The sequence below is a fragment of the Rhodococcus wratislaviensis genome, from assembly GCF_900455735.1.
Classification (GTDB): Bacteria; Actinomycetota; Actinomycetes; order Mycobacteriales; family Mycobacteriaceae; genus Rhodococcus_F; species Rhodococcus_F wratislaviensis.
Genome location: NZ_UAUI01000011.1, coordinates 242,043 through 259,850, shown reverse-complemented (window position 1 = coordinate 259,850; position 17,808 = coordinate 242,043). Strand labels below are relative to the sequence as shown.

Below are 17,808 nucleotides of genomic sequence, written 5' to 3'. Positions count from 1 at the left end.
TACCGGAAAGCGACACCACCGTGACCACCACCTATCCGCGCGATCTGATCGGATACGGCGCTAACCCGCCCGACCCGCGCTGGCCCAACGATGCCCGCCTGGCGGTCCAGTTCGTCATCAACTTCGAAGAAGGCGGAGAACGATCGATCCTGCACGGCGACAGGACCTCGGAAGCTTTCTTGACCGAGGAACCCACCCGTGAACTGCCGAATATCCGGAACCTCAACGTCGAGTCCCAATACGAATACGGCAGCCGAGCAGGGTTCTGGCGGCTCCACCGCGCCTTCACCGAACGCAACATCCCCGTCACCGTCTTCGGCATCGCCCAGGCTCTCGACCGCCACCCCGACGCCGTCGCCGCCATGCACGAAGCGAACTGGGAAATCGCCTCCCATGGACTGCGCTGGATCAACTACGCCGAAATGTCCGAGGACGCTGAACGCGACCACATCACCCAGGCGATCGAACTTCACGAAAAGGCCACCGGGTCTCGGCCCACCGGGTGGTACACCGGTCGAATGTCGCCGCAGACAAGGCGATTGATCACCGAGGCCGGCGGATTCCGGTACGACTCGGATTCCTTCGCCGACGATCTGCCCTACTGGGAAAAGATCGGTGACGAACCCCGACTCGTCATCCCCTACACCCTCGACAACAACGATGGCAGATACCTCAACGGTTTCGGCTTCCAATCGGAATCGTTTTCCACGTACCTCACGCACGCCTTCGACCTACTCCGCGCCGAGGGTGCCGCGGCCCCGAAGATGATGAGCATCGGCTTGCACACCCGCATCGTCGGCAAGCCTGGCCGCGCAGCAGATCTGATGCGGTTCCTCGACACCGTCGCGGCCAGCGATGACATCTGGCTCACTCGCAGAATTGACATCGCCGAACACTGGCACCAGCACCACCCCTCCACCTACCAATGACGGCACACACCGTTCCCGAAGAGGACTCCACCATGACCGACTCGACCTGGTCGACCCTTCCCAACTGGAAGTTTCGACTCTTCCCCCGCGACACCCGCACCATCGTCACCTGCGTGTTCCTCGGACTGCTGATGGCTGTCTTCCTGCAGATCACCGAACGCCTCGACCTCGCCCTGACCGGCGGCACCGTCCCCATCGTCTCCGCGGTCGTCGTCTGCGCGATATGGGTACCCGCTTCCTCGTTCTACGGAATCACCGGGGCGCTGATCGTCGCATGGATCAATCCCATCATTTCCAATCTCACTGCTTCACAACCCCTTGCACCGTTCCTGTTCGTCACAAACGCCGCCCACACGCTGCCGGTTGCACTGCTGGTATGGCTGATGAAATCGCGGGACCGCGGCCTGAATCTGTGGCAGGTACTGATCATCGGCCAGGTCGGGGGTATCTGCGACGCAATCGCTTTCGGATTCGGCAACGCGATCATCCTGCACATGCCCTTCAACTTCATCGTCGGGCAGATTCTGGTCGTACAACCCGCCTTCGTCGCCGGCAGCTTCATCACCTACATCGTCATGCGACGACTCCTGAAAACGGGACTGATTGCCCGTGAACGCGAAGCCTCCAGCGCCGTCGGAGTGGTGTGACATGAGCACCGACAACACCGATACCCACGGATCTGACACATGAGTGGCACCATGCTCTACTCCCCCGGAGTCTCGCAACTGCACCGCGCCGACCCCCGAGCGAAGATGCTCGTGGTGCTGGGCGTCATGATGTGCGCTCTCACCACCACCCGGATCGACGTCCTGCTCCTCATCCTCGCGGTCGTCGTCGCCGGTCTCCACCTGCTGGGCAACATCGGACTGACCTCCTACTGGAAGGTGCTTACCGCGGTCGTTCCCCTGATCGCCCTTCTCGTGCTGTTGCAATCGATCATCCAGTCCGGGCCGGCACTCGCCACAATCGCCGGAATCGAGTTGTCTCGGAACGGGTTCCTCCTCGGACTCGGCATCGGCATCAGGCTCATCGCACTGGGAATCTGCTTCTACGGCTTCTCCGTGGTCACCAGCCCCACCGACATCTCCCTTGCACTCCATCGTGCGGGAATACCGTACAAATACGCCTACCTGACCAGCTTCGCCTTCCGCTTTCTTCCCCTGATGCAGGACGAGGCCCGCACCCTGCTCACCGCGATGGCCGTACGCGGGTCGTCCGACACCGCCGCCAAGAATCCCGTCGTGCGCGTGCGTGCCCTGGTCCGCATGCTCTTCCCCATGCTGGTCGGCGCGCTCCGGCGAAGCGGGGACACCGCCTTGTCCATGGAACTCCGCGGATACAGCCAAGGAGGACCACGCACGTTCATCCGGACGTTGCGTTTCACCCGCAGCGACTACGCGCTCGTCGCCGGCGCCGTCCTCCTCGGCGTCACCACCGTCCTGCTGCGCCTCTACCACCTCGGTTGATCAAGGAGCCACCCATGACCGCACCCGCCATAGTCGTACGCGATCTCAGCGTTCGCTACAACGGCGCACCACACCGGGCGCTCGACGAAGTCAGCTTCGAAGTCGCAGCCGGGTCTATTGTCGGGATCCTCGGTCCCACCGGAGCCGGAAAATCCACACTCCTCAAATGCCTCGCCGGTGTCATCCCACACTACGAAGACGACGCCGCGACCGCCGGAACCATCACCATGCTCGGCACCGACATCGACACATTGCCGAATCTTGCCGCCGCCACCGCCCGCGTCGGCCTGGTGTTGCAGGACCCCGAGGTGCAACTGGTCAACACCGTCGTCCGTGAGGAACTGACATGGGGAATGGAGAACCGGGCTGTCCCGGTCCATGAAATCGAGACCCGCCTGCAACGCGCCGCCGAACTGTTCGGCATCACCGGACTGTTGGACCGGTTCACCCATGCATTGTCCGGCGGCGAAAAGCAACGTGTCGTCGTTGCCGCGACGTTCTGCCTCAACCCGTCCATCATCCTCCTCGACGAGCCCACCTCCGAGCTCGACCCCGAAGGCACCCACGACGTCATGCGGGCAGTCCACACCATCGCCCGAGAAGGGGTCACGGTCGTCATCGTCGAACACAACATCGAAGAACTCGCCGGCTGCGCCGACCAGTTACTGATCCTCGAGGACGGCCGCGTCACCGCCCAGGGCGACCCGCGCCACGTGCTCACCTCCAGCGCGGCTCCCGATCGCCCGCAAGTCGTCGATGTCGCCGTCGCCCTGCGCCGGCAATCGCACTGGCCGACAACAACAATCCCTCTCACCGTGGAAGAGGCAGTACAGCAATGGACAGAACACTCGACGCCGAACCACGCCCAACCGTGAACGTCCCCGCCACCACCGACCCCGCGTTGACGTTGGACAACGTCGAACACGTCTACAACAACACGGTCCGAGCACTCGACGGGGTCTCGCTCGATATCATGCGCGGCGACTTTCTCGCCATCATCGGGAAGAACGGTTCGGGCAAGACCACCTTGGCGAAGCACTTCAACGGCCTCCTGGCACCAACGAACACGGCCGGCACCGTCCGGGTACATCGACGGGACGGGACAACGATCCCGGTCGAAATGACCCCGCTCCACAAGATGGCATCCACGGTCGGGTACGTTCTCCAGAACCCGGACAGACAGATATTCCACGACACCTGCTTCGACGAACTCGCCTTCGGTCCCCGAAACCTCGGCGTCGACGAGGACGACATTCGGCGCCGGGTCGAACAGACACTCCACTCGACCGGGCTGTCCGGTCACGAGCAGACGAACCCGGTCCACCTCAGCCGCGGTCAACGACAACGCCTCGCGATCGCGGCCACACTGACCATGCACACCGAGATCGTCGTCATCGACGAACCCACCACCGGACAGGATCGCGGGGAAGCGCGCCTGATCCTCGACTGCCTCGCCGAGTGTCACCGCCGTGGAACGACAATCGTCATCATCTCGCACGACATGGCACTGGTCGCCGAATATGCCACTCGCATCGTCGCCATGCGCAACGGGTCGGTCCTCGCGGACGGCACACCCCGCCAGGTCTTCGGGCGTACCGACGTGCTCGAGACAACCAACATCCGCCCCCCGCAAGTCACCCTGCTCGGCACTGCCCTCGGCCACCCCGGGTGGCTCACTGTCACAGACGCCGTTACCGGTCTGCGTGACACGCCTGCACCAAAACCCCACACGACGGAAGCAGCACACCGATGAAGTATCTGATCACCGGCGCCAACGGCTTCGTGATGAGCGTTTTCGCCCGCCACATCCTCGAGCACGAACCCGACGCCCGGATCTGCGCCCTCGACCTGAACACCCCCGACGACATCACCCTCGACTATCTCGGCGACACCGGGCGCGTCGAGTTCCACTCCGTCGACGTCCGCGACGCCGGAACCATGCGGGCCGTATTAAGCGAGTTCGCACCAGAGGTTGTCGTGCACGGCGCCACCGTCACCCACGTGCCGCGCTGGGAGCACGACGACCCCACGCGGTTCATCGACATCAACACGATGGGCACCATGAATGTCCTCGACGCCGCACGACGCACCGCCTCGGTGAGACGTACGGTCCTGATCAGCAGCGCGGCCGTGTACGGCAACGGGTACGAACTTGCGGGTACCGCGCTACCCGAAACGTCGCCGCCGGACCCCGACGAGATGTACGGCATCAGCAAACTCGCCGGCGAACTCATCGCTCACAGGATGTCCACGCTCTACGGTATGGATATCCCGATTCTCCGATTCAGTAGAGTCTTCGGTCCCATGGAACGGCCGACCGGGACCCGGGCAACGATGTCACTGCCGTATCACCTCGCACGTGCACGAACAACTAACACCTCGCTACGCGTCACAACACGCACCCTCACCGCCACCGGCGACTGGATCAGCGCCACCGACGTCGCAACCGCGCTTTACGCAATCTGCACTCACCCCTCGCCGTGCACCGACTCCTTCAATATCGGTTCGGGCCACCACTCCACCGTCACCGACCTGGTCGACCTGTTCAAAAGCGCTGTCACGGTGGACGACTCCGACGGCGTCGACACCGATCCCAACGAAGCGACCGGCAAGAACGGACTCCTCCACATCGGCCGAATCGCACACGCAACCGAATGGCAGCCCCGTCCACTCGCCGACCAAATCGACGAATACGTGAAATGGGCTCTCGCCCATAGCGATCACTTCGACTGACCCCATATCCCAGCCCACACCCCCTTCGTGCGCGCAACTACGCAAGAACACACCAGAATGGAGCAACACTGTGCCCCTCGACGCCACCCTCACCCCAGCAGAAGTCCTTGACCGCCCCCAACAGCGCAAATACCTCGACCCGTTCCGCCAGTGGCAAGGCATCCCGTCCATCGAACGAACCAGAGGCGGCCGCCTCTACGTCAACTTCTACACCGGCGAAGACACCGAGAAAGGGGGCAACTTCGTCGTGGTCGACACCAGCGACGACAACGGCGCCACATGGGAACACGTGCGATTCGTCGTCTCACATCCAGACCCCGAAATCCGTGCCTACGACCCGTGCCTGTGGGCGGACCCCCTCGGCCGACTCTGGATGACCTGGAACCAAAGCCGAGACTTCTTCGACGGCCGAGTGGGCGTGTGGGTTTCAATCTGCGAGAACCCCGACGATTCCGACCCCCAATGGTCACCGCCGCGCCGCATCGGCAACGGTCTGATGATGAACAAGCCGACCGTCACCGCTGCAGGCGAATGGCTCTTTCCCACCGCCATCTGGGCATGCCACCCGCCCACCGAAGACCATCCCGACATGGCCGACGAACGGTTCTCCAACGTCTACGTCACTACTGACCAGGGACGAACATTCCACTACCGCGGTGGCGCCGACGTGCCCAACCGCAGTTTCGACGAACACATGATCGTGGAGAAACAAGACGGTGCACTCTGGATGCTCGTACGGTGCTTCGACGGCATCGGCGAAAGTTACTCCGTCGACGGCGGCGCGACCTGGGAACCCGGCAAGCGCAGCCACATCGACGGCCCCTGCTCGCGGTTCCACATCAGACGACTGGCCTCCGGACGACTCCTCATGATCAACCACGTCGGCTTCAATGAACGCAGCGACCGCACCGACATCGAAGAGCAAGGCAACGTCAAGGCGTGGAAGGGACGCTCCCACCTCAGCGCCCTACTCAGCGAAGACGACGGCCGCACCTGGCCCTACGCTCTGCTCCTCGACGAGCGCGACGATGTCTCTTACCCCGACGCCACCGAAGGCACCGATGGGTACATCTACGTCACCTACGACTGGGAACGGTTCGCCCACCGCAACATCTACCTCGCACGCTTCACCGAGGACGACATCCTCAAAGGCACGATCCACGACGAACGCTCCGCCACGGCGATACTCGTCAACCATGCCGGAGCACTATCCGAGAAATACTGACCCCTACACACCGTTGACCCGTCGACCGAAAAGATCACACTCTTGTGAGAACTCGTCACACCGCACTCCGCCACGCGAGAGTGCGCATACACTCGACAGCACCGACCGCCCCCCTCATAGGCCAACCGCGTCGCACCGACGAAGGTCTGCTCGCCCTCACCGTCCTGAATGCAAGCGACGGAATCCGTGCCTCGGCCCCCGACCACGAATCAACTGGGCCAGGGCCCGAAACCACTCCCGTCATTCTCCGAGTACAGCCCGAAACAGCTATCGTCACTTCACCTCCCACCTATGCTCCACTCAGCGAATCTGAACTCAGCCTCAGTGTGAACCCAGACCGGCTCTACCCCGAACCGATAGGTTCGAACGGTTTGTCTGCCGAAGCTGCCAGCGAAGTGTTCGGCGCCGATCGGGCACGACCGCCGCGGGGCAACGCCCGAGACGGGCGCGCTCAACGGTATCGAGCTTGCCGGGCCCTCCACAGCACCGCTGAAGCCTACGAAGCGACACCCGAATGACCACGAAGCCGGCCCTTGTCACGCTGGGCGAAACGATGGGCCTGCTGGCCTCGCCCACACCTGGTCCCCTCCGACATCAACACAGCCTCGAACTCTCGATCGGCGGAGCCGAATCCAATGTCGCAATCGGTGTTGCACGACTCGGAATCGACGCGACCTGGGTGTCGAGACTCGGCGACGATGCGATCGGTGATCTCATCGAACGCGAGCTCGCCGCCGAACACGTTCGAACACATGTCACACGACACCCGCAAGCCCGTACCGGTCTCATGATCAAGAACCGGCACTCTGCGGAACGAACCGAAGTGCTGTACTACCGATCCGCAAGTGCAGCAACCACGCTCATACCCGAGGATCTCGACTCCTCCATCTTCAACGACGCAACACACGTCCATCTGTCCGGAATCACTCCGGCATTGAGCAGCAGCTGCCACGAGGTCACCAACCATGCGATCGCACTCGCCCGAAGCCGGGGCATCCCCATATCGTTCGACGTCAACTTCCGCAGCGCACTGTGGACTCAGCATGCCGCTGCGAGCACCCTCCGTCCGATGCTTGCCCGGGCCGATATCGTCTTCGCGAGCCTCGACGAAGCCCACCTGTTTACCAGCGCGCGGGACCTTCGCTCCACCTGCGCGGCGTTGACCGACCTCAGCGACGGTCACGCTGTCCTCAAGCTCGGTGCCGATGGCGCCGCCGCCGTTGTCGGCGGCACCTTCTACCGTCAAGAGGCGCACCCAGTTACTGTCACCGACACCGTCGGAGCGGGAGACGCCTTCGTCGCCGGATATCTCGCCCACACGATGACCGGACACGACGTCGCGGATAGTCTCCGTGCCGCCGCGGTGTGCGGCGCACTGGCATGCACAGTGTCCGGTGACTGGCACGGCGCGCCCACGGTCAGCGACCTTGCGTACGCACTGGCACCACAAGCCGATCCCGTCACGCGCTGACAAGAAGCCGGCTGCGCACACATAACCCTGTAACAATCTGCCCACACGGCCTTCACCAGCCACACCCGGGCTATCGACCAGGCAAGCGGCATCGATAACCACGATCGGAAAGAACATGGCTACCAACCGACCGCACAGATGCTCACCTCGAGCCGACGATGCGCAGACGTCCACCACCGCACATCCACTCACTGCCGACGAAGTCCACCTTGTCCTCTCAACTCTCCTGGGCACGATTCACGATGCGCCATCAATGGCAGCCGAAAGGAACGACCATCGCACAAACAAGCCAGGACCAGGTCCCGAAACGACGTGAACGATCTATGGACCGACAGCTGACTTCCCCAAGAGAGGTTCGACTGTTCGCGACGGACCTCGACGGCACCCTGCTCCGATCAGACCGCACCATCTCCGCGCGGACGGCGGCAGCGATGAAGGCGACCCAGACGGCGGGGGTCGAGGTGGTGTGGGCCACGGCCCGCGCCCCGCACTCCGTTCACGAATTAGCGCAGTCGTGCGGGTTCAGCGGCAAGGCGATCTGCGCGAACGGGGCCGTCGTGCTCGACCTCACCGATGGCAGCCCTATCGTCACCGCCACCACGACAATCACCATGGCTTCGGCCACCGCGGCAATGAGCCGCGTCCGGACCCTCATGCCCGGCGTCGTGTTCGCGAACGTCGGACCGACCTGTTTCGTCGCCGAACCCGCCTACGCGGCGCTGTGCGAGTTCGTCGACCACCACCGGCAGCCGCACGAGATGACGCTGTCGGAGTTTCTGCCCGCCATGGACGAGCCGATGGTGAAGATCGTCGCGCGGCACCCCGAGGTGTCGGGCGCGGACCTGTACCGCACCGCGATGTCAGCGGGAGTCGACGGCGTCGAGCTCACCCACTCGGGCGCACCGCACGTTGAAATGGCCGCCGCTGGAGTGTCGAAGGCCAGCGCCCTCGCAGAACTTTGCGCCGCCGACAGCATCACCGCAGACGAGGTCGCCGTCGCGGGCGACGCGATCAACGACGTCCTCATGCTGTCATGGGCGGGTATCGCCCTGTGCCCGTCCAACGCTCGGCCCGAGGCCATGTTCCTCGCCGACCGTGTCCTTCCAAGCAACGACGACGACGGTATCGCGATCTACCTCGAAGAATTGGTGAGATGCTCAACAAGTCGCAGTAGAAGGGTTCACCGAGACCTTGCTGACCTGCCATCTACGTCGACCAATGGCGTGAGATAGCGAGTGTCATCGCTGACGTGATCCGATTGCAGCCGGTCCGCGGGTGGTCGATCACATTTCCATCGTCGATAAGGATCGAATCTCGTTGGGAGGAAGAAACGATTGTCTCCATTACCGCGGCAGGCGTTGGTCACCCAGGAAGCGCAACGCTCGCGATTACCTCTACATCCCGAGTAGCGCGATGAGTTCCTTCTGGGTACCGGGTGTGGATGCCTCTGCATAGGCGGGCCGCACGTAATTGGCCGGCAACGGTGGACACCCCGGGGTGGCGTTGGGTGACGACGTTCCTGTCGCCGCGGTATTGAGGATCTGTTGACCTTGTGTGCTCATGAGGAAACTGAACAGGAAGCTGGCAGCATTCGGGTGTGGCGCCGTCGCCGAGATGGTTGCCGCTGACTCGGCTCCCATGATCGGAGCGTTCGTCGGTAGCAGACCGCGGACGGGTGCTCCTTGGCTTGTCTGGTCGTTCACGTTGGTCTGGCTGCACGGCAGGAAGAGTGACGAACCACCTGCGGCCAATTGTTGGGCCCCGGACGGACCACTGTCGATCAGTCTCGGCCGTTGAGCGGCGAACTTCCGAAGAAAGTCGTCTCCGTATGTTTGGCGGATCATGTGCCAGAAGTAGAAGGCGACGCCGCCCACGTTTTTCAGGTCGAGTGTGAGAGCGTTGCCGTTGAATCGCGGGTCCAGCAGGAACGTCCAGTCTTCCGCCGACGCAGCGTCGACCATATTGGTGTTGACGCCGATGCCTTCCGGGTTGATGACGACGATGCTGTAGTAGGGATCCTTGAATTCGGTCGGCCATTGCGCCATGGCGGGTTGGGAGTCGACCTTGGCCAACCATCCCTTCTCACTCCATTCGGGTACGAGCGCGGGATCGCTGATCATGACGACGTCGGCGTTCGCCTTGCCGACCGCGGCCTCGGCCGAGAAGCGTTGGGACAGTTGAGACGAGTTGAGCCGCTGCGGGACGACGGTGATGTCCAGTGTCGCGAGGGCTGCGACCACCTGGTCGAGAATCCCAGGCGGGGTGGAGGTGTAGAGCGTGACGGTGCCCTCCTGCTGCGCCTTGGCCAGCAGCTCCTGGTCGGTCGAATTCAGTCCTGACACATCGATATCGGGTACCGATGCGTCGCTGTTTCCTCGCGGACTGCACGCTGCGACAAGCAGGCTGAGCGCGCCGCCCAGTCCCCATCCGAGTGCGGTACGGCGGGACAAAACGAGTCGCTGGTGAAGGTCCTGCTCTGTCATTTGTACTCTCCTTCGTCCCTGCACGTGTTACGGATCGTATTGAGCGGGGAACCGAGCGTGGGTGATGATGGAAGGGGAATGTATCTAGGGTGGGGCTGACATCGGCGAGTGTCTAGACGCAGGTCTCGTGTCCTAGGTCCGACGATCGGGTGACGTCATCGAGCACACGGTGCAGGTCGACCGCGGTCTCGAACGTGGGAGCAGCATTGTTCCCGGTGCGTATTGCTTCGGCGAAGACACTGTAGAGCTGACCCACGTTGAACGGATTGCCGCGCGGAAAGTCGGGCGGAAGGAAGTCGAATCGGCCCGGGATCTCGAGGTCCGCGAGTTCGTTGGTGCCCCGCGCAGCCTGTAGGCGTAGCGTTTCTCCACGCTGGGGTGAGATGCTGTTGCTCACCACCATCGTTCCGTCCCGGCCGTAGATCTCCATGCGGAAACCTGTGCCGGCCCAGGGAGCCGCAGCCACATGCACCGATGCGACCGCTCCACTGATCAGCCGCCCGTTGACCTGCACGTCGTCGGGCGCGGTGACGTCTACTGTCCGACCGGTGTCGGTCTCGTGCCACTTCGGAGTCTGCACGCTGAGCAGGCTGCGCATCTGCGCGAAGTCACCGGCGACGAACCGCAGGGTGTCGATCACGTGCCCGAACGCGATCGTCAGCGTGTTCGCTCCGTTGGCGGCGTCGGCGAGCCAGGTCCTGCTCGACGGCCGCTCGGAGGGGCCTCCATATCGGAAGCCGCTGAGGTTATATGACAGCACCTCGCCGAGGTATCCGGACTCGATAAGCTCCTTGACGTACATGAGGGTGGGGCTGAGCCGCGACTGCAGCCCCACAACAGTCTGGACTCCCGATGCGCGGGCGAGCGCGGCGAGTTCCTCCGCCTCGGTAGTGTTCCGCGCCAACGGCCACTCGGTGTACACATGTTTTCCGGCTTCCAGTGCTGCCTTTGTCGGTTCGTAATGCTGCGGCACTCGTAGCACCACCCCGACGGCGTCGATTTCCGGGGAGTTCACCATTTCGCGATAGTCGTGGAAGGCGAGGCGCGCTCCGAGGGCGACGCGCGCTGCTTCAGCGCTCTCGGGCTTGCTCGTGCAGACTGCGGTCAGCTCGACATCCGGACTGGCTGCCAGTGCGGGGAAGTGTGACTCTGACGCCCAGTGTGACGAGAGGCTGGCTCCCACTAGTCCCAGACGAATCTTGTTCGGCATCAGTGCTGCTCCTGAGAAGTTGGATGGGTGATAATCGGTGATGCAGGGTTATTCGTCGAAGAGAGCGTGGGGTCCGAAGAGGTCCTCGACCTGGTAGCGCGTCGTCGTAATCTTTTGGTGGTGGGCGAACTCGCAGAGTGTGTCGATCGCGGCTCGGTTCGGGCTGATGCCGTACGGAAGGAAATCGGGTCCGACAATGGAACGGCCGCGCGCCTTCAACTCCGTGGGATCGTCGAGAACGTCGAGGTACGCCTGCTTGGCGGTGGTGAATGCGTCGAACAGGGTGCGGGCGATGTCGGGTCGGGCGGTGAGGACTTCTTGCTTGATGACGATGACGTGCAGTATCGGGTAGACGCCGGTTTTCCGGTACCAATCGGCAGCGTCCTGAGCGGGGTTCGGGACGAGGGGCTTGATTTCGGTGCTGTCGTAGTCCCAGCGTTCGCCGCGGTCACGCCACGGCCGGCCGGGGTCGTCGGCGGCATCGATATCGCCGCTGGCCAGTAGCTCGGCCAGGCTGGATCCGGCCGGCGCCATTTCGACGTTGGAGGGATTACGAAAGTCGTCGAGGTGAGCGCCTTCGAGCGCCACCCACGTCACGCGGTTCAGGTCGACGCCGTACTGGTCATGGAGGATTCCGCGACCCCATACAGGGGCGGTCTGTGGGTACGACTTGACGCCGATCCGTTTTCCTTCGAGGTCCTTCGGGACCTCGATGCCCGAGTCGGCTCGGTACAGGATGCGGTCGTGGGGGAAGTTGCGGTTCGGGAAGATCGGCAGCGCGACGAGCGGACGTCCCAGTTCCCGAGCGATCATGTAGTCAATCAAGGTGATCTCTCCGACATCGAACTGAAGACCGTCGGCGACTGCGTTCATGGCACTGCTGATCGGAACGGCGTCGACGAAGTCGATCGACACTCCCGGGATCGCGAGGGTGCCGTCCGCGACTGTGCTTGTGTAGCCACGGGACTCGAACACCGTCCGCAAAACGCGTTCTTTCGGCAAGGTTGTCTCCCAACGAGTTTCAACTTCTGAATTTGTGTGGCATGAAGCACACCATTCGGGTCACCCCCAAGTCAATCGGAGTTCTCGATTCGCGAGAACTCCCGAATCGGCTCTGCAAGCGAGACTTCCGCCGCTCATGCTTCTACTGGCGAGAGGTGTCAAAGGAATCACCCGAGTCGTCGAGGATGCTCGCGGCGTCGAGTCACCCGGCAAGACCGACTCGGGGCCTGCTCCACATTCGCCTGATCTTCGAGACCTAGGGTGTGTCTCCCAATGATTTGTGGTGTTGTGCTGCAGACTCTTCGGTGTGGCAGACGTTGTTGATCGGTTTGAGGTGTTGACGGACAAGCAGTGGGAGTTGCTCGCGCTGCTGTTGCCCAGTTCCGATGGGCTCCGGGGGCGGAAGTTCCGGAACAATCGTGTGGTGGTCGAGGGGATGCTGTATCGACTGCGGACCGGGTTGCCCTGGCGAGATCTCCCGTCGCATTTCGGGCCGTGGAAGACGGTGTGGAAGCGACATCGCCGCTACGCCGGAGACGGAACCTGGGATCGGGTGCTGACGGCTCTGGTCGCGATGGCCGACGCCGGCGGGAACCTGGACTGGGCGGTATCGGTCGATTCCACAGTGGTCCGTGTCCATCAGCACGGTGCGAACGCCGCCCGCCACACAGGGGGATCTACCGAATTACACGAACCTGCGTGACGAGCCTGCCGATCACGGCATCGGCCGGTCGAGGGGCGGGTTGACCAGCAAGGCGCACCTGGCGTGCGACGGTCACGGGCGCCCACTGTCGGTGCTGGTCGGCCGCGGCCAAGCCGGTGACAGTCCGATGTTCGCCCACGTGCTGGAGGGCATCTGCGTGCCGCGGCTCGCGGGCGGAGCGCACCGCACGCGCCCCGACGAGGTCCGGGCCGACAAGGCGTACTCATCACGGGCAAACCGGGAACTGCTGCGAAGCAGAGGCATCAAGGCGGTGATCCCCGAGAAGACCGATCAGGCAGCGAACCGGGTGAACAAGGGCCGCGCGGGCGGGCGGCCACCGAACTTCGACCCGGAGTCCTAATGGGAGTCGATCAGCGAGCCTTCGACAGGAAACGGATCACGAGGGGGAAGCTGATCACCGAGCCGCCGGCCGGTGAGCACTGCGAGAGCCTGGAGAGAGGGTCGATTCAGATTCCTGATTGTAGAGCGTGCCCCGGCCGGTCGGTGAGGTCGCCTGTAGCGCTGATGGGATGTCGTGCCAACCTCGAGCACTGGTCCATTAGGTAGCCGCCGGGTGTCCTTGGGCTCGAAATTGATTGAGCGAGAACCGAAGGAAGGGGCGGTGATCGATGATCTTCGTCGGCGACGATTGGGCCGAACAGCATCACGATGTGTATCTGATGGACGAGGCCGGGCGGAGGTTGGCATCTCGGCGGCTGCCGGAAGGGCTGGCCGGCATCCGGCAGCTCCATGAACTGGTAGCCGAGCACGCCGAAGAACCAGGTCAGGTCGTGGTCGGCATCGAAACCGACCGCGGCCTGTGGGTGCAGGCGCTGACCACCGCCGGCTATCAGGTGTACGCGGTCAACCCGCTCGCGGCCGCGCGCTACCGAGACCGGCACCACGTCTCGGGCGCGAAGTCCGACCCCGGTGACGCCAAGCTGCTCGCGGACCTGGTGCGCACCGACCGGCACAATCATCGCCCGATCGCCGGAGACAGCGCGGACGTGGAGGCGATCAAGGTCCTCGCCCGCGGACACCAGAATCTGATCTGGGCTCGCACCCGGCAGACCAATGCGCTGCGGTCGGCGTTGCGCGAGTACTACCCGGCCGCGTTGGAGGTGTTCGACGACCTGCACGACCGCGACGCGCTCGCCGTGCTCGGGCGTGCCTCGACTCCCGCCGAGGCCGCGCACCTGACCCTGCCGGCGATCCGATCCGCCCTCAAAAAGGCTGGTCGGCAACGCAATATCGACACCCGGGCCCGCGAAATCCAGGCCGGTCTGCGGGTCGAGCACCTCACCGCACCGGCGCCGGTCGTCGCCGCGTTCGCCGCCACCACCCGCGCCGCCGTCGGCCTCATCGCCGAGTTGAACCGGCAGATCACCGAACTCGAGGCCGACCTGGCAACACATTTTGAAGCACACCCGGACGCCGACATCTACCGCTCCCTGCCAGGACTTGGTGTCATACTCGGCGCCCGGGTGCTCGGTGAGTTCGGGGACGACCCCGACCGTTACACCGATACCAAGTCTCGCAGAAACTACGCCGGCACCTCCCCGCTAACTGTCGCGTCCGGCAAGAAACGCGCGGTGCTCGCCCGCCACGTCCGCAACCGGCGCCTCTACGATGCCATCGACCAATGGGCATTCTGCGCACTCTCGTCCAGCCCCGGCGCCCGCGAGTTCTACGACCAGCGACGCGACGCCGGCGACCTGCACCATCAAGCTCTCAGCGCCCTGGGCAATCGCCTCGTCGGCATCCTCCACGGCTGCCTCCGCCACCGCACCCACTACGACGAACACATCGCCTGGGACCACCGCCGCACCACCCAAGCTGCTTGACGACTTGCGCCCCTGGGATGTCTACAAGGGGCGCAACGTGGTCGAACGGGCCTTCAACAAGGCGAAACAGTGGCGTGCGGTGGCCACTCGCTACGACAAACTCGCCCTCACCTACCGCGCCGGATTCCTGCTCGCCGGCATCGTCGAGTGGCTCAAGTTATTGGGAGACATGCCCTAGTCGGGCTGAGCCACTAGTTGGACTGCTTCTATCCCCGCGACCGCTGCTGCTTCGTCATTGTCCGAGGAATCGCCCGTGACTCCGACGGCACCGATCAGTGCCTTGTCGGCGTTGCGGACCAGGACACCCCCCGGCACCGGTATCAGCGAGCCACCGATTGCGGTGGTCACAGCCGATATGAAGAACGGCTGCTGCTCGGCGCGTGTCATGAGAGCCCGCGTGCCCATACCTAGAGCCAAGGCTCCGTGGGCTTTCGCAAAGGCGATTTCGAACCGCTTCGTAGACGAGCCGTCCTCGCGCTCGGCCGTGATCACGTTGCCTCCGGCGTCCAGCACGACGACAGTCAATGGCTTGAAGCCGCGACTCCTCGCTACGAATCGGACTTTGGCCACGATCTTCTTCGCGGTCTCCAGCTGAATGGTCATGCGATGCTCCTGTCGGCCGACGTTCGTCGGCTGGTTTAGCTGCAAGATGCGCTCATATTTCCCGGCATCCCTCGTCAGCCTCGCCCAATGAAGGTCGAGGGCGATCGTGGTCGGCTCGCGGTGTCGTTCATCCGTGCGGCGCGAACTTACAGATCGGCCGATCTAGGTCCGATACCCTCGATCGTGTTCACGATGTGCTGGAGTCGTTCCTTGAACCGGTGGGTGGACATTCCGAAGCGCTCGAAGGTTTCGTCTTCAGGAACGCCGCCAAAGGGTGCCCACCTGCGGGCGAAGTCGAGGATCTCTTCTGCTTCTCTGCTGACCTTGGGATGGTGCTGCCTGCGCCGTTCGACCACCCTGCGTCGATCTCGCCACCGACGGTAAACTTTGATGTCGCCCTCGATGTCACGAGACACGTCTGATTCCATGTCTGCTGGTCGATTGGCCATCTCCGCCTGGAGTACCTCGTGAGTGCTTGCCGTCATGTCGTCTCTTTTCTCGCTACCGCTCTGTTGTCGCGCGCTAGCGGCGATCCGCATAGGGGATCTTCGCTTCAGCCGTCATCAGTTCGAGCTCCCGAGATAGTTCGTGGGCTGCCTGCGTCAGGATCGGTACTGCCTCGGTGATGACCACTTCGGTCATTCGTGCCTGGGGGCCGGAGATGGACACCGCACCTCGGGCAGGTGAACCGGGAAGGGCGACGGCGACACAGGAGACACCGAGCTCCTGCTCGCCCAGGTCGAGACCGTATCCACGTGCTCGGATGGCGTCCAGCTCCTGCATCATCTGGTTTGGTGTCGTGATCGTGCGGTCGGTGTGCGCTTGCATGTCGGCTCTGTCGATCAGCTGCGCAGCCTTGCACTTCGGGTAGGTGGCGAGGATGGCCTTGCCGACGGCCGTGCAGTGCACGCTGACCCGCTGACCGACTTCTGTAAACATGCGCATCGAATGGTGCCCCGGCGCCTGGGCGACGTAGACGACGTGTGCACCGTCCAGCAGCGCGAAATTGGCGCTCTCCCCGACAGCGTCCGCCAATCGGCGGAGGTGCGGATTCGCCCACCCCTCGAGCAGTCGACTCGCGGCTTCACCCAACCGCACGAGCCGAGGTCCCAGCGCGTACGCGCGTGACGGTTCCTGCCGGACGTACCCCAAAGCGACCAACGTACGCAGGAAGCGGTGGATTGTCGGCAACGGAACATCCGACATCTCCGCGAGTTCGGAGACGCCGGCCACACCGCCGGCATCGGCCAGCGTCTCCAGCAGTGCGAACACTCGGGCGACGCTCTGCACGCCCCCTTCGGGCCGAGTGTGTTCACGGGTCGTGGGGACCGCGAGGGCAACACCGGTTTCCTCCGTGGTGAGGTCGCGAGCACTAGATGTCATGGCGGACCTCATGTTTCCGAGAGATCGAAGGTGGTGAGGTCGTCGAAATCGGCGGAGAGACGGGCCTGCACGCTGGTCTGCCTGACGGCCTGGTAATGGCACTCGCCCTCGATCAGCCCCATAGGGAGATCGTGCCCTGGAATCACGGTGGTGTTGGGGACTTCTTCCCATCGCGTCCAGATCCGAGCGATCGAGTCCCTGCTCAGCGGGGCGTCGAGTGTGGCGTCCGCGCGACGGCAGACGAGTTCAGCACGGTTCTTGGCGGCGTCGCCGAGGAAGATCGTCCGCGTGTCCTCGTGGTCGACCGTCACGATGAGGCTGCCCGGGGTGTGGCCGGGGACGAGTTCGGCGCGGATGCCCGGCACGATCTCGTCCCCGTCTTCGAGCAGTGTTGTCGCCGGGCTCGACGCCAGTTCACGCACGTAGAGTTCAGGGACGGGGCCCTCTCCGTGCGGCACTCGAAGCGCCCACTCCATCTCGATGCGAGACACGTACACGCGGGCGTTCGGAAACATCGTCCAGTTCACGCTGTGGTCGTGATGACAGTGGGTGAGCACGACGTCCGTCACCTCGTCGGGCGCGACGCCGTGCTCGGCGAGGCGTCGGCGCAACAAGTCTCGTGCGCCGAACGGTCCGGTATCGACGAGAACGATCCGCTCCCCGGTTCGCACGAGTCCGACCGAACTCCACCCCATCCCACCATTGGATGGTGACACTCCGGGATAGCCGGTGATCAAAATGTCCACGCCGGTCACT

The 17,808-nt window shown here is 63.6% G+C and carries 19 protein-coding genes and 1 pseudogene; 13 read left to right on the top strand and 7 right to left on the bottom strand.

The annotated features are described in order from the left end of the window. The first annotated feature begins 20 nt into the window (after positions 1-20). The 9 genes from puuE to DTA22_RS14940 all read left to right on the top strand — a co-directional run bounded on the left by puuE (position 21) and on the right by DTA22_RS14940 (position 9,056). Positions 21-929: an allantoinase PuuE gene (puuE, locus tag DTA22_RS14980; protein WP_112299933.1), complete on the top strand. Its 909-nt coding sequence runs from the start codon at positions 21-23 to the stop codon at positions 927-929. 32 nt (positions 930-961) lie between these two features. After that, a complete protein-coding gene (locus DTA22_RS14975; RefSeq protein WP_112300362.1) occupies positions 962-1,576 on the top strand; it encodes a hypothetical protein in 615 nt (204 codons plus the stop codon). 39 nt (positions 1,577-1,615) lie between these two features. Further along, positions 1,616-2,395: an energy-coupling factor transporter transmembrane component T family protein gene (locus tag DTA22_RS14970; RefSeq protein ID WP_112299932.1), complete on the top strand. Its 780-nt coding sequence runs from the start codon at positions 1,616-1,618 to the stop codon at positions 2,393-2,395. 14 nt (positions 2,396-2,409) lie between these two features. Next, positions 2,410-3,270 (top strand): energy-coupling factor ABC transporter ATP-binding protein, encoded by an 861-nt coding sequence (locus DTA22_RS14965; protein ID WP_112299931.1) that lies wholly within the window; start codon positions 2,410-2,412, stop codon positions 3,268-3,270. Then, a complete protein-coding gene (locus tag DTA22_RS14960; RefSeq protein WP_112299930.1) occupies positions 3,231-4,148 on the top strand; it encodes an energy-coupling factor ABC transporter ATP-binding protein in 918 nt (305 codons plus the stop codon). Before DTA22_RS14965 ends, DTA22_RS14960 begins: the two co-directional genes overlap by 40 nt. Beyond that, positions 4,145-5,128: an NAD-dependent epimerase/dehydratase family protein gene (locus DTA22_RS14955; protein WP_112299929.1), complete on the top strand. Its 984-nt coding sequence runs from the start codon at positions 4,145-4,147 to the stop codon at positions 5,126-5,128. The genes DTA22_RS14960 and DTA22_RS14955 overlap by 4 nt, the downstream gene beginning before the upstream one ends. A 70-nt stretch (positions 5,129-5,198) precedes the next feature. After that, entirely contained in the window at positions 5,199-6,353 is a 1,155-nt protein-coding gene (locus DTA22_RS14950; protein WP_112299928.1) for a sialidase family protein, read from the top strand. Positions 6,354-6,867: 514 nt separating this feature from the next. Continuing rightward, entirely contained in the window at positions 6,868-7,824 is a 957-nt protein-coding gene (locus DTA22_RS14945) for a sugar kinase (RefSeq protein WP_112299927.1), read from the top strand. A gap of 323 nt (positions 7,825-8,147) precedes the next feature. Further along, positions 8,148-9,056 carry an HAD family hydrolase gene (locus DTA22_RS14940; RefSeq protein ID WP_112299926.1) on the top strand — a complete coding sequence of 303 codons (909 nt, stop codon included), beginning with the start codon at positions 8,148-8,150 and terminating at the stop codon, positions 9,054-9,056. A 162-nt stretch (positions 9,057-9,218) separates the two neighbouring features. On the opposite strand, the gene DTA22_RS14935 is transcribed toward DTA22_RS14940, so the two are convergent. The 3 genes from DTA22_RS14935 to DTA22_RS14925 all read right to left on the bottom strand — a co-directional run bounded on the left by DTA22_RS14935 (position 9,219) and on the right by DTA22_RS14925 (position 12,519). Continuing rightward, on the bottom strand, positions 9,219-10,307 hold the full coding sequence (locus tag DTA22_RS14935) for an ABC transporter substrate-binding protein (protein WP_112299925.1): 1,089 nt from the start codon (positions 10,305-10,307) through the stop codon (positions 9,219-9,221). Positions 10,308-10,419: 112 nt separating this feature from the next. Continuing rightward, a complete protein-coding gene (locus tag DTA22_RS14930; protein WP_112299924.1) occupies positions 10,420-11,517 on the bottom strand; it encodes a Gfo/Idh/MocA family protein in 1,098 nt (365 codons plus the stop codon). A gap of 48 nt (positions 11,518-11,565) precedes the next feature. Beyond that, a complete protein-coding gene (locus DTA22_RS14925) occupies positions 11,566-12,519 on the bottom strand; it encodes an ABC transporter substrate-binding protein (protein ID WP_146777770.1) in 954 nt (317 codons plus the stop codon). 337 nt (positions 12,520-12,856) lie between these two features. Between DTA22_RS14925 and DTA22_RS36295 the strand changes: the two genes are divergently transcribed. The 4 genes and pseudogenes from DTA22_RS36295 to DTA22_RS36055 all read left to right on the top strand — a co-directional run. Next, positions 12,857-13,222 carry an IS5 family transposase gene (locus DTA22_RS36295; protein ID WP_162181273.1) on the top strand — a complete coding sequence of 122 codons (366 nt, stop codon included), beginning with the start codon at positions 12,857-12,859 and terminating at the stop codon, positions 13,220-13,222. Positions 13,223-13,262: 40 nt separating this feature from the next. After that, positions 13,263-13,583 carry a transposase gene (locus DTA22_RS36290; RefSeq protein WP_342769987.1) on the top strand — a complete coding sequence of 107 codons (321 nt, stop codon included), beginning with the start codon at positions 13,263-13,265 and terminating at the stop codon, positions 13,581-13,583. A gap of 268 nt (positions 13,584-13,851) precedes the next feature. Then, positions 13,852-15,066, top strand: a complete 1,215-nt coding sequence (locus tag DTA22_RS14915) for an IS110 family RNA-guided transposase (protein WP_112299922.1) — start codon at positions 13,852-13,854, stop codon at positions 15,064-15,066. Positions 15,067-15,085: 19 nt separating this feature from the next. Further along, positions 15,086-15,244, top strand: a pseudogene (locus DTA22_RS36055) (IS5 family transposase); the annotation flags it as partial. Here the strand turns inward: DTA22_RS36055 and DTA22_RS14905 are convergent. The 4 genes from DTA22_RS14905 to DTA22_RS14890 form a co-directional block, all read right to left on the bottom strand. Continuing rightward, complete coding sequence (locus DTA22_RS14905; protein ID WP_112299920.1) at positions 15,241-15,669, bottom strand: GlcG/HbpS family heme-binding protein; 429 nt, start codon at positions 15,667-15,669, stop codon at positions 15,241-15,243. The pseudogene DTA22_RS36055 and the gene DTA22_RS14905 sit on opposite strands and share 4 nt — an antisense overlap. A gap of 146 nt (positions 15,670-15,815) precedes the next feature. Then, the gene (locus DTA22_RS14900) at positions 15,816-16,154 is read right to left on the bottom strand and encodes a DUF3263 domain-containing protein (RefSeq protein ID WP_160118516.1); all 339 of its coding nucleotides are present in this window, start codon (positions 16,152-16,154) and stop codon (positions 15,816-15,818) included. Between the two features lie 37 nt (positions 16,155-16,191). Continuing rightward, the gene (locus tag DTA22_RS14895) at positions 16,192-17,052 is read right to left on the bottom strand and encodes an IclR family transcriptional regulator (RefSeq protein WP_218027710.1); all 861 of its coding nucleotides are present in this window, start codon (positions 17,050-17,052) and stop codon (positions 16,192-16,194) included. Between the two features lie 8 nt (positions 17,053-17,060). After that, complete coding sequence (locus DTA22_RS14890) at positions 17,061-17,798, bottom strand: MBL fold metallo-hydrolase (RefSeq protein ID WP_160118515.1); 738 nt, start codon at positions 17,796-17,798, stop codon at positions 17,061-17,063. Positions 17,799-17,808: the final 10 nt, after the last annotated feature.

Coding starts and splice junctions, on each gene's coding strand:
- DTA22_RS14965 (WP_112299931.1), top strand. CDS start 2,410: ATGACCGCACCCGCCATAGTCGTACGCGATCTCAGCGTTCGCTACAAC.
- DTA22_RS14935 (WP_112299925.1), bottom strand. CDS start 10,307: ATGACAGAGCAGGACCTTCACCAGCGACTCGTTTTGTCCCGCCGTACC.
- DTA22_RS14905 (WP_112299920.1), bottom strand. CDS start 15,669: ATGACCATTCAGCTGGAGACCGCGAAGAAGATCGTGGCCAAAGTCCGA.
- DTA22_RS14955 (WP_112299929.1), top strand. CDS start 4,145: ATGAAGTATCTGATCACCGGCGCCAACGGCTTCGTGATGAGCGTTTTC.
- DTA22_RS14975 (WP_112300362.1), top strand. CDS start 962: ATGACCGACTCGACCTGGTCGACCCTTCCCAACTGGAAGTTTCGACTC.
- DTA22_RS14895 (WP_218027710.1), bottom strand. CDS start 17,052: ATGACATCTAGTGCTCGCGACCTCACCACGGAGGAAACCGGTGTTGCC.
- DTA22_RS14945 (WP_112299927.1), top strand. CDS start 6,868: ATGACCACGAAGCCGGCCCTTGTCACGCTGGGCGAAACGATGGGCCTG.
- DTA22_RS14970 (WP_112299932.1), top strand. CDS start 1,616: ATGAGTGGCACCATGCTCTACTCCCCCGGAGTCTCGCAACTGCACCGC.
- DTA22_RS14960 (WP_112299930.1), top strand. CDS start 3,231: ATGGACAGAACACTCGACGCCGAACCACGCCCAACCGTGAACGTCCCC.
- DTA22_RS14900 (WP_160118516.1), bottom strand. CDS start 16,154: ATGACGGCAAGCACTCACGAGGTACTCCAGGCGGAGATGGCCAATCGA.
- DTA22_RS14930 (WP_112299924.1), bottom strand. CDS start 11,517: ATGCCGAACAAGATTCGTCTGGGACTAGTGGGAGCCAGCCTCTCGTCA.
- DTA22_RS14915 (WP_112299922.1), top strand. CDS start 13,852: ATGATCTTCGTCGGCGACGATTGGGCCGAACAGCATCACGATGTGTAT.
- DTA22_RS14940 (WP_112299926.1), top strand. CDS start 8,148: ATGGACCGACAGCTGACTTCCCCAAGAGAGGTTCGACTGTTCGCGACG.